Origin of the sequence: Pseudorhodobacter sp. W20_MBD10_FR17, assembly GCF_052119765.1 — a bacterium.
GTDB lineage: Bacteria > Pseudomonadota > Alphaproteobacteria > Rhodobacterales > Rhodobacteraceae > Pseudorhodobacter.
This window is the reverse complement of the sequence record NZ_JBGQOQ010000061.1, coordinates 1-10,614: the sequence shown is the minus strand read 5'-3', so window position 1 is coordinate 10,614 and position 10,614 is coordinate 1. Positions and strand designations below refer to the sequence as shown.

9 protein-coding genes and 1 pseudogene are annotated in these 10,614 nt (G+C 56.8%); 9 read left to right on the top strand and 1 reads right to left on the bottom strand.

Annotated features, from left to right (window positions below):
- Window positions 1-256: 256 nt before the first annotated feature.
- The 5 genes from ACEN2J_RS19730 to ACEN2J_RS19710 all read left to right on the top strand — a co-directional run bounded on the left by ACEN2J_RS19730 (window position 257) and on the right by ACEN2J_RS19710 (window position 5,128).
- A complete protein-coding gene (locus ACEN2J_RS19730) occupies window positions 257-1,354 on the top strand; it encodes an ABC transporter substrate-binding protein (protein WP_442108327.1) in 1,098 nt (365 codons plus the stop codon).
- A 72-nt stretch (window positions 1,355-1,426) separates the two neighbouring features.
- Window positions 1,427-2,314, top strand: coding sequence for an ABC transporter permease (locus ACEN2J_RS19725; protein WP_442108325.1), 888 nt, complete (start codon window positions 1,427-1,429; stop codon window positions 2,312-2,314).
- The gene (locus ACEN2J_RS19720) at window positions 2,311-3,138 is read left to right on the top strand and encodes an ABC transporter permease (RefSeq protein WP_442108323.1); all 828 of its coding nucleotides are present in this window, start codon (window positions 2,311-2,313) and stop codon (window positions 3,136-3,138) included. Before ACEN2J_RS19725 ends, ACEN2J_RS19720 begins: the two co-directional genes overlap by 4 nt.
- Window positions 3,135-4,196 (top strand): ABC transporter ATP-binding protein, encoded by a 1,062-nt coding sequence (locus ACEN2J_RS19715; protein WP_442108321.1) that lies wholly within the window; start codon window positions 3,135-3,137, stop codon window positions 4,194-4,196. The genes ACEN2J_RS19720 and ACEN2J_RS19715 overlap by 4 nt, the downstream gene beginning before the upstream one ends.
- A complete protein-coding gene (locus tag ACEN2J_RS19710; RefSeq protein ID WP_442108319.1) occupies window positions 4,193-5,128 on the top strand; it encodes a PHP domain-containing protein in 936 nt (311 codons plus the stop codon). The genes ACEN2J_RS19715 and ACEN2J_RS19710 overlap by 4 nt, the downstream gene beginning before the upstream one ends.
- 377 nt (window positions 5,129-5,505) lie before the next feature.
- Here the strand turns inward: ACEN2J_RS19710 and ACEN2J_RS19705 are convergent, their stop codons facing one another.
- The gene (locus ACEN2J_RS19705) at window positions 5,506-6,612 is read right to left on the bottom strand and encodes an NADH:flavin oxidoreductase (protein ID WP_442108317.1); all 1,107 of its coding nucleotides are present in this window, start codon (window positions 6,610-6,612) and stop codon (window positions 5,506-5,508) included.
- A 103-nt stretch (window positions 6,613-6,715) separates the two neighbouring features.
- On the opposite strand from ACEN2J_RS19705, the gene ACEN2J_RS19700 reads away from it, so the two are divergent.
- From ACEN2J_RS19700 to ACEN2J_RS19685, 4 genes and pseudogenes are all read left to right on the top strand, one after another.
- Window positions 6,716-7,093 (top strand): winged helix-turn-helix transcriptional regulator, encoded by a 378-nt coding sequence (locus ACEN2J_RS19700; protein ID WP_442108315.1) that lies wholly within the window; start codon window positions 6,716-6,718, stop codon window positions 7,091-7,093.
- Window positions 7,094-7,474: 381 nt separating this feature from the next.
- Complete coding sequence (locus ACEN2J_RS19695; RefSeq protein ID WP_442108313.1) at window positions 7,475-8,773, top strand: sulfatase-like hydrolase/transferase; 1,299 nt, start codon at window positions 7,475-7,477, stop codon at window positions 8,771-8,773.
- A gap of 44 nt (window positions 8,774-8,817) precedes the next feature.
- The gene (locus tag ACEN2J_RS19690) at window positions 8,818-9,678 is read left to right on the top strand and encodes a hypothetical protein (RefSeq protein ID WP_442108311.1); all 861 of its coding nucleotides are present in this window, start codon (window positions 8,818-8,820) and stop codon (window positions 9,676-9,678) included.
- A gap of 371 nt (window positions 9,679-10,049) precedes the next feature.
- Window positions 10,050-10,515, top strand: a pseudogene (locus ACEN2J_RS19685) (transposase); the annotation flags it as partial.
- Window positions 10,516-10,614: the final 99 nt, after the last annotated feature.

The window sequence follows — 10,614 nt, the reverse complement described above, 5'->3', positions numbered from 1 at the left end:
CCTCTGCTTGGTTGCAATAAAACCATCTTGGCACAATTGATGCCGTTGGGGTGGGGGCATCCACCGCATCAGTTCAAAGTGCCCCCATAGGGTGGTCCACTGGCCCTCAACTCCGCGTCGGCAAATTATCAGCAATAGCGATTGGGTCATATAAACGTCTTGAAAGAGTTAATTTTCTGTTACGGCGCCGGCTTATCGAAAGCGCACTGCAGGTTGCTGCTTGCTAGGGCATCTGCCCCATACCCGGAGAATGAACATGACGTCCTTTAGACTTATCGCACTACCATTGTTGGCCAGTGTTTCCGCTCTTTCCATGTCGACGGCCTATGCCGAACCCAGCGCCGAGCTGATCGCTGCGGCAAAGGCCGAAGGCATGTTGACCACCATCGCTTTGCCGCATAACTGGTGTGGCTACGGTGCCGTGATCGAAGGCTTTAAGGCGAAATACGGGATTGACGTGAACGAGTTGAACCCGAATGCAGGCTCGGCGGATGAGTTGGAAGCGATCAAGGCCAACAAGGGCAACACCGGACCACAAGCCCCGGACGTTGTGGATGTAGGACTGTCCTTTGGCCCTGCGGCCAAGGCCGAAGGTCTGTTGCAGCCTTACAAAGTCTCGGTTTGGGACTCGATCCCCGCAGATGCCAAGGATGACGAAGGCTTTTGGTATGGCGATTACTATGGCGTGCTGGCCTTTGGTGTTAACAAGGATATTTACACCGATGCCCCCACCAGCTTTGCCGATTTGATGGATGCGGCCTATGCCAACGGCGTTGCCGTCCCTGGCGATCCACGCACCGGTAACAGCACTATGATGACCGTCTATGCCGCAGGCGTGGCACAAGGCGGCGCGGCGGGTGCCGATGCGCTGAACAAGGGTATCAGCTACTTCAAAGGCCTGAAAGACAGCGGCAACTACGTGCCAGTCAACGGGACCTCGCAAAACCTCGCCCAAGGCACAACCCCGATCTATTTTGATTGGGATTACAACCTTTTGGCCATGCGCGACACCCTTGCTGGCAACCCGCCGGTAGAGGTTGTGGTGCCGTCTGATGCCGTGGTTGCGGGCGTTTACGTCCAAGGCATCTCGGCCTATGCGCCCCATCCGAACGCGGCGAAACTTTGGATGGAATACATCTATTCCGACGAAGGCCAAAACCTTTGGCTCGCGGGCTACTGCCACCCGATCCGGTTCAACGATATGGCCGCACGCGGCGTGATCCCACAAGATCTGTTGGACAAGCTGCCACCAGCTGAAAACTATGCCAAAGCCGTGTTCCCGACCTTGGATCAGCAAGGTGAGGCGAAAGCCGCCATCGCTGAGAACTGGTCAACAGAGATGGGCGTTCAATAAGCCGCTATCTTTGACCTTTGGGCGGCGGGGCAAAGTTCCTGCCGCTCGTTCCTTTTTAAGTCGGATTCCCCCGTGTCAAAGCTTCCTTCCCCTGACAGCGCGCCGCGCCGTTTGTCAGCGCTCAATTGGTCATGGCTTGGCCTTGTTCCCTTTCTGCTTTTCGTGCTGATGTTCCTGATCGCGCCTGTTTTCTACCTGATTAACGGTGCCTTCCAGACGCCCGATGGCAAATATTCGCTGGACACTTTGCTGGCACTTTCGGCGCCGGAAATCGTCAGCTCTTACAGCTTGTCGATCAGGCTAAGCCTTGCCTCGGCAGGGTTGGGGGCCGTCTTGGGGCTAATTTTGGCTTATGCGCTGATTTTGGGCGGGCTGCCGTCTTGGGTGCGCCGCGCGTTCATGACGTTTTCGGGTGTTGCATCGAACTTTGCGGGCGTGCCGCTGGCCTTTGCCTTTATCGCCACATTGGGCCGCTTGGGGCTGGTGACATTGGTGTTGCGCGATCTGTTTGGTGTGAACCTCTATGCCGCAGGGTTCAGCCTGTTTTCCTTTTGGGGGCTGGCACTGACCTACCTCTATTTTCAGCTGCCCTTGATGATCCTGATGATCACCCCCGCACTTGAAGGGCTGCGCCCCGAATGGCGTGAGGCTGCGGAAAGCCTTGGTGCGACCCGCCGCCAGTACCTGTCGCAGGTCGCATTGCCGCTGCTCGCCCCTTCGGTGCTGGGCTGTTTTTTGCTGCTGTTCGCCAATGCCTTTGGCACGCTGGCTACGATTTACGCGCTCACATCGGCCAACTTTCCGGTCGTGCCGATCCTCCTCTTTCAGCAAATTCGCGGCAACGTGCTTTATAACCCGAACCTTGGCTACGCGCTTGCGGTGGGGATGATCGTGCTGATGGGGCTCTCGAACTCGCTGTACTTCATCCTGCGCCGCAGGACCGAAAGGTGGCAGAAATGACCCGCCGCATTCCGATCCTGTCAATCGTGATCGCCGTCCTTGGGGCTGCCTTTTTTATTATCCCTTTGATCGCGACCTTCAACTTTTCCTTGCGCATGAAACGTGGCGAACTGTCGTTCGAGGCCTATAAATCAGTCTTTGAAAGCGACCTTTTTGTCAGCGTGCTCTCCTTCTCGGCTGTGGCTTCACTTTTAGCCATCGCTTTGGGCATCCTCATCGTCGTGCCAACCGCCTATTGGGTGCGGCTGCGCTTGCCGAAAATGCGTCCGGTGGTCGAATTTCTAAGCCTGATGCCGCTTATCATCCCGCCCGTCGTGTTGGTCTTTGGTTATGTCCGCATCTACGGGACCAACTCTTTCCTGCCGCTGACGATGACGGACGCAGGAACCAACACGCTTCTCATCATCGGCTATGTAGTGTTGTCCATCCCGTATATGTACCGCGCGGTTGATAACGGAATGGCCTCGATTGACATCGCCACCCTGACCGAGGCCGCAGAAAGCCTTGGCGCATCGCGCTTGCGCACCATCGCCTTTGTCATCTTTCCCAATATCCGGTCGGCCATTGTATCGGGTGCATTTTTGACATTCTCAATTTCGCTAGGCGAATTTGTCATCACCAGCCTGCTAAACCGCCCAGCCTTTGGCCCGTATCTGGTGCAGATGGGGCAAGACTATGCCTATCAGCCCGCCGCCCTTGCAATCATGGCCTTCGCCTTCACATGGACCTGCATGGCCCTGATGGAGGTGTTTGCCAACCTAAAACCCGGCCAGCGCCTGTTCCAGCGGCGCAGCCCCAAAACCGTCGAAAAGGCGCTAGAATGAGCTTTCTAACCTTAACGGGCATCACTAAATCCTTTGGTGCAAACACGGTCGTGCGCGATTTCAATCTGACGGTAGAGCCAGGGGAATTCGTCTCTTTCCTTGGGCCATCGGGCTGCGGCAAAACCACCGTGCTGCGCATGATCGCGGGGTTTGAAACGCCATCAGGCGGGGTGATCCGCGTCGGCGGGGCGGATGTCACGGGCTTGCCCGCCAGCCGTCGCAAGATCGGTATGGTGTTTCAGGCCTACGCCCTGTTTCCCAATATGTCGGTGCGCGACAATGTAGCCTTTGGTCTGAAAATCGCGGGCATGGGCAGCACTAAAATCGCGCGCCGCGTTGCTGAAATGCTGGACCTGATCGCACTGGGGCATTTGGCCGATCGCTATCCCTACCAACTGTCTGGCGGGCAGCAGCAGCGCGTCGCTTTGGCCCGCGCTTTGGCACCTCGTCCCAACCTGTTGTTGCTAGATGAACCGTTGTCGGCACTGGATGCGCAAATCCGCACCAGCCTGCGCGATGATATTCGCCGCATTCAACGCGAATTGGGAATCACTACGGTATTCGTGACCCATGATCAGGAAGAGGCACTGTCGATATCAGACCGCGTTGTCGTCATGCACAAGGGCCGCGCCGATCAGATCGGCACGCCGTCGCAAATTTATAACCGTCCTACAACCCGTTTCGTGGCCGAATTTGTCGGCAAGCTGAACACTTTTGGCGCGCATGTGGCGGGGCCAGATAGCATCCGCTTCGCCAACAGCGAGATCAGCGGGCTTCAGGTGCCCGCATTAGAAAACGGCACGCCGATCACGGTTGCCCTGCGGCCCGAGGCATTGTCGTTGGGCCGCCGACCTGGCGATACGCAATTCTTGCCGGGGCGGGTGGTGCAATGCAACTTCCTCGGCTCGGTCATCCGCGCGCTGGTCGAAGTCGCTGGCCAATCCATCAGCGTCGATATGTTCAACCGCGCCGATGTTACCATTCCCCCTATTGGCGCACAGGCAGATGTCTGGTTCGCGCATGATGATCTTCTTCTTTTACCCGAGGTGTCCCAATGATCCTGCCTGCCTTCGCTGCGCCCGGTCGGTTTTACCGTGGTAATCTTCACACCCATTCCAACCTGTCCGATGGCGTGCTGTCCCCTGCCGAGGTGTGCCGTCGCTACAAGGCCGAAGGCTATGATTTCATCGCCCTAACGGATCATATGATCGGCCTTTATGACTACCCAATAGCCGATACCACAGGCTTTCGCACGCCTGATTTTACGACCATTCTGGGGGCGGAACTGCATTCAGGTCCAATGCAGAATGGTGAGCTTTGGCATATTCTGGCCGTGGGCCTGCCCGCCGACTTCACGCCCGCAAACGCGCCTGGGTTTGTTTCTGTGCCAGATCAGGAAACCGGGCCGGAACTGGCTGAACGCGCGGTCAAGGCGGGCGCATTCGTCGCTATCGCGCATCCACAATGGTCCGGCATGACGATGCAGGATGCCCGCAGTCTAACCACCGCCCATGCAGTGGAAATTTACAACCACGGTTGCGCGACAGGCTGCGACCGGCCTGATGGTTTCCAATATGCCGATTTGCTGTTGTCGGAAGGGCGCGACCTTACGTTAGTGGCCACCGATGACGCGCATTTTTCCGAACCCGACCATTTCGGCGGCTGGGTCATGGTGAAATCTGAAAGCCTGACCCCGGACGCATTGCTTGCTGCCCTAAAAGCAGGGCATTTTTATTCCAGCCAAGGGCCGGAACTGCACAGGGTCGACGTAACCGAAACCTCGGTCGTCGTGGAAAGCAGCGCGGCTGTATCGGTGATCGTGCAGGGCCACGGCTCAGCCGCCCAAGCGCTGCATGGTCTTTCAATGACCCGCACGGTGATTGACCTGAACCGTTGCGCAAAATCACCCTGGCTCCGGGTAACGGTGATCGATGCGGCTGGCCGTCGGGCATGGACAAATCCGCTGCGCCATAAGCCGTTGGCGGCTTGAATTGGCCGGAGCGTTTCACCGCTGACAGCATGGTTTGGGGTTTGAAAAGGGAACTACCAACGCATTTTGTGAGGAGAGCCGGCAAAATGGAAGGTTAAGCTTCAGGGATGAACTTCTCAACGGCGCGGCCTTCTTCTTTTACCTTGTCTTGTGTTCTCTCAACCGAGCGAGTTCCGACCCTAGGTTTCTCGGCCTTCATTCGCCAACAGATCCCAAAACGTTTCGACTGGTCGCGTTGGCCGGCTTGTATCCAGACGGATTTTTCGCAATTCCCTGCGACTAAACGGGTCCGGCTTCCATGGAATGCCCAGCACCTTGCTTGGCATTCCATGTGCAGTTTCGAACGACGGGTCAAGCGCGCTGACCCGCCGAGGACATTATGAGAGGGTCTGCAGATCTTCGGCTTTGAAGCCATGCAGGTCTTCCATGTGGCCGCTACGGACTTTGCGCACCCACTGCGCATCCGAAAGGATGGCGCGGCCGACAGCGATCAGGTCGAACTCATCGCGTTCCATCCGGGTGATGAGGCGGTCGAGCGGTGTGGTCTGTGACCCTTCGCCTGCGAAGGCGCCGCCGAAGTCGGAATTTAGGCCAACCGATCCAACGCTGATCGTCGCGGCGCCGGTCAGCTTTTTCGCCCATCCGGCAAAGTTCAGACCGTCCGTGCCGTCGAGTTCGGGAAATTCAGGCTCCCAAAACCGACGCTGAGAGCAGTGCAGCATATCGACGCCGGCCTCGACCAACGGCATAAGCCAGTCCGTCATCTCTGCCGTGGTGGTAGCCAGCCGTGCGGTGTAGTCCTGCTGTTTCCATTGGCTAACGCGCAGGATCAGCGGAAAGTCCGGGCCAACGGCGGCGCGGATCGCTTTCACGATTTCTGCGGCAAAGCGCGAGCGCTCTTTGATCGTGGGGCCGTTCCAGCGGTCATCGCGCTTGTTCGTGCCGGACCAGAAAAATTGGTCGATGAGGTAGCCATGTGCGCCATGCACCTCGACCGCGTCAAAACCTGCGTCGCGGGCCAGCTTGGCCGAGGATGCGAAGGCCGCGATGGTGTCTGCAATGTCCGAGTCAGACATAGCACGGCCGCGGGGTTCGTTCGGACCGACGAGGCCGGACGGGCTTTCGACTTCGGCCTCCGGCTCCCACTTACCGGCGCGAGTCGAGCCGGTGTGCCAAATCTGCGGCGCGATTTTGCCGCCTGCCGCATGCACTGCCGCGGCGACATCGGTCCAACCGGCCATCGCCTTGTCTCCGTGAAAGAACGGAATGCCGGGCGTGTTGCGCGACGCCGGGCGATCGATCACGGTGCCTTCGGTCAGGATCAGGCCGACGTCGGCTGCCGCGCGGCGTTCGTAATAGTCCACCTGCGGTTGTCCGGGGATGCCTTCAGGGGCCATGCTGCGGGTCATGGGGGCCATGACGATGCGGTTGCGCAGTTCCATCCCTTTAAGGGAGAAGGGGCGGAAGAGTGTGTCGGTTTTCATGTCGTATCCTAAGTCTCTTGTTTCGTGTCGAAGGCTTAGGTATACTCTTAACACCAAGTGTCCAGAGCGCACTTGAGTTGCACTAAGTCACCCGGAGGAAACCATGCCGCAAGAACCCCACTGCAACGGGTCCAGATTTTCGGTCGATTGCCCGTCACGCCTGCTGTTCGATCAGGTCGCCGACAAGTGGTCAATGATGATTATGACGGTCTTGAATGGTGGCGGTACCCGTTTTAATGATCTGAAACGGCGGCTGGAAGGGGTTTCGCAAAAGTCGCTATCAATGACCCTTAAACGGTTAGAGCGGAACGGGATTATTGCCCGCACTGTTGTCGCAAGCACGCCGCCGGGTGTGCTTTACGAGATGACTCCGCTGGGTCTGACCTTGTTGCCGCCGTTTCAAGCGATCTATCTTTGGGCGAACAACAACATGGACGCGGTCGAAGCAGCACGCGTTGCCTTTGACAAGGACCACAGCTAACGAAGGGCGGTGGTCAAACATCCAGCGTTCTCGGCAAAAGGACCGCGGCTTTCTCAATTGTTGCGATTGTGATCCAGCGCCGTTACAAAATTAAGACTGGGAGCAGGCATTTCGACTAACTGATAAATGTCTTGGATGGCCGGACCGGACGATGGTAAACATTGCAACCAAGACCGGCTCGGAGCCCAAAACATCGGATACTGCACCAGCTACGAATGTGGGCTATCGCGTCTTGCTCACAATTTCAATGCCCAGCCCATGCTGCGCTGTGAGAGGTGCCGTAAATGCGCACATGGGGTAGCAGAAAAGCCAATTTATAACGACGGAAACGGTAACTTGCTCCGTTTATCTATTTGGCCCCAAACCAGATCGGGAAAAACATTGGAAAAACGCGCATTCCTTGCACCACTCGCAATTGGGTTGATCCCGATGTCTGCCTTTGCTGAACCCAATATTCTTCTGATCATCGCCGACGACATGGGAGTGGAAGCCTCGCATTGCTACTCACTGGGCGAAAATCAGGCAAAGATGCCAAACATAGAACAGCTCTGTGCGAACGGATTGGTCTTTGATAACGCCTATTCCGCCCCGGTCTGTTCGCCGACACGCGCGTCCATCATGACGGGAAAATATGGATTTAGGACAGGCGTTGGCGCAGCGATTCCGAAAGATGGCGGCGACAACGGACTGTCAGATAATGAGACAAGTTTATTTGATGTGCTTGCATCCACGCCCTACAAATCGAACCTTATCGGCAAGTGGCATTTATCAAGTTCTTTCGATGACCTGACACATCCTGATCGGCTCGGCGTTTCTGATTACTTTGGCATGCTCGGAGGAGGTGTTCCCGACTATTTCAATTGGCAGGCGGTAGAGAATGGCAAGACAGTTCAGATAAAAAACTATGCCACGACTGAACTGACTGACCGGTCTATCAGCTGGATCGCCGAACAACAAAGCCCTTGGTTTTTATGGCTGGCTTACAACGCGCCACACGCGCCATTTCATGTGCCGCCAAGCAATTTGCATAGCGCCAAAGACCTCAATCCGGATAAGGCGGCGATCGACGCAAACCCGTTGCCCTATTACAACGCGATGCTCGAAGCGATGGACACTGAAATTGGAAGGCTACTTGGCACACTCAGCGAGGATGTGCGTAAAGACACCGTCGTCATTTTCATTGGTGACAATGGCACCCCAGGTCAGGTATCGCGCGCATTTTATGGGCCAAGACGTTCCAAGGGCACCATCTATGAAGGTGGAACGCATATTCCTTTCATCGTGCAGGGACCAAGCTTTGATAAAGGTCGCAACCCAAGCCTAGTTAATACGACTGACCTGTTCGCCACCATTGCTGATCTTGCGGGAGTCAAAAGCGAGGCACAAGATTCAATCTCGATCCTGCCGATAGTGAATGGCAAGTCAGGCCCTCGAGACGATGCTTATGTTGAACACTTTTCGGACCTTCCCAGCGCACCAGCGGACGTGTTTGGCTGGGCGATACGCGAAGGTGACTGGAAACTGGTCGTTGAGGACGGTGCCGAGCCTAAGCTTTACAATATTGCCGTCGACCCGCTGGAAGCCGTCGATCTGCTGGCCGACGGCGCCAGCGACGCAGAAGCGGCCATCGTGACCCGTCTTGAAGCACGCGTTGAAGACCTGAAGGCCGAAAGCCGCTGATCTGCAACACATTGAGAACGACGTTGACCTGAAAGGAACACGTTATGACACCCAGACACATCCTGATCGCCGTTGCTGCAACGATTGTATCTGCTCTCGCGACCACCGTGGCCACCGCACAGGTTTACACCCCCGCCGAGGGCTTTTATGATCTCTCCGTGATGCCCGAAACCGGCATGTATCCTCAAGGCGGCGCAAAACCGGGTTCGGGAGGCGGCTCTGGCCCGCCTCCTAAGCAGGGCGAAATGACGATGCAAGACGTGGTGGTCGGACCGGCGACGTTTTCTGTCAACTATCCGATCTTTCAGGATTTCGCGTCGCTACCTGATGACGTCATCTACACTCGCGATCCGATCCAAAGCTTTGAGCGCCCCGAAGGCGGCATGCATTACTATGAGGCCGTTCTGGTCGAAAGCATGAACGTGAGCTGGGTTCAAGCTGCCATTTTGGCCGCAAGCGAAGGTGGCTATCTGGCGTCATTGACCACGCCGCAAGAAAACGCATTTGTGTTCGGCCTTGTGGATGACGAAAAGTATTACTGGCAGTTCCCCGACGACTATACCCCGGACAGCCACTATCGCATTAAAATTGGGCCATTCCTGGGCGGCGTCCGGGTGTCTGATGCCGAAGACAGCGTCGACGGTTGGCAATGGGTTTCGGGCGAAGACTGGACCTATACCAACTGGGCGCAGAACCTGAACGATGGTGTCACCGACCGCGATCCGCGCGACAACACCCAACCCAACGGCGCAGGGCGCCAGAATGTCATGGGTTTTGGCGAGTTGAACGTGCCGGTTCCCACTTGGGGCGACTATTGGGACACCGTGTCGCAATATGGCGAGCGCGGCATGCCGACGGGCTATAACAAAGGCTTCGTCATCGAGTATGATGAGATGCCCAACTGAGCCCACAACAGCCGTCTCGCGCCATTTGGTGCGGGGTGGCACGGCCCTTCACCAGCGACGACCGATCTCGCCGAAACGCAGCGGTCGGAGCTTTGTCTCTACTCTGCCAGCGACGTGAGTGAGCTACTCCCCATCCTTTGGACAGATTTCCGGGCGATTTAAGCTACTGCCTGCACCTGCTGATCAGTTTGGGTTGCATTGAAGTAAACCACGGCGGGCGGTTGTCCGCCATGGGCTGGAGCTATGCGGGAATTTGGGTGATGGCGTGATTTGAAAGGCGGCGTATCGTGGCAGGTGATCAAGCCAGCCAGAACCTCACGAGGAGCGATACGCCATGAAAGACGATACAACGATCTGTTAGCTGGCAGGGTATGTTTCCATGCCCGAGAGGCCTACCCTTTCGCCAATCGGAATCGGTAGCGGACCCTTTGACAGAGCTTGCACGGGAAGGCGCACGCCGGATGCTGGCAGAAGCGTTGAAAGCGGAAGCTGATGCGTTCGTCGCCAGTTTTGCACATGAACAACTGGAGGATGGCCGTCAGCGGATTGTGCGATGAGACTGTGCGGCGCCACTGGTTCAAGCCCACTGGCGAATGATTTGGCCCTGAACGGCAGATCCAGACGGGGATTGGTGCTCTGGATGTCCAACGGCCCAAGGTGCGCGACCGGCAGACCCCCTCTGGTGAGGCAGAAAAGATCCGCTTTACCTCAAATATACTGCCGAAATGGGCGCGCCGCTCGATCAGCTTGGATGCGCTGCTGCCTGTTCTTTATCTGAAAGGCATCTCGACCGGGGATTTTCAGGAAGCGCTGTCAGCCATTCTGGGCCCGGATGCTGTTGATTTTCGTGACGGATTGCCCCATTGGGGATGCGGACAAAAACTTGGACTGTTTTTACGTCATAAGTCCTAGGCTTTTACGGTATTCGATTGGGCT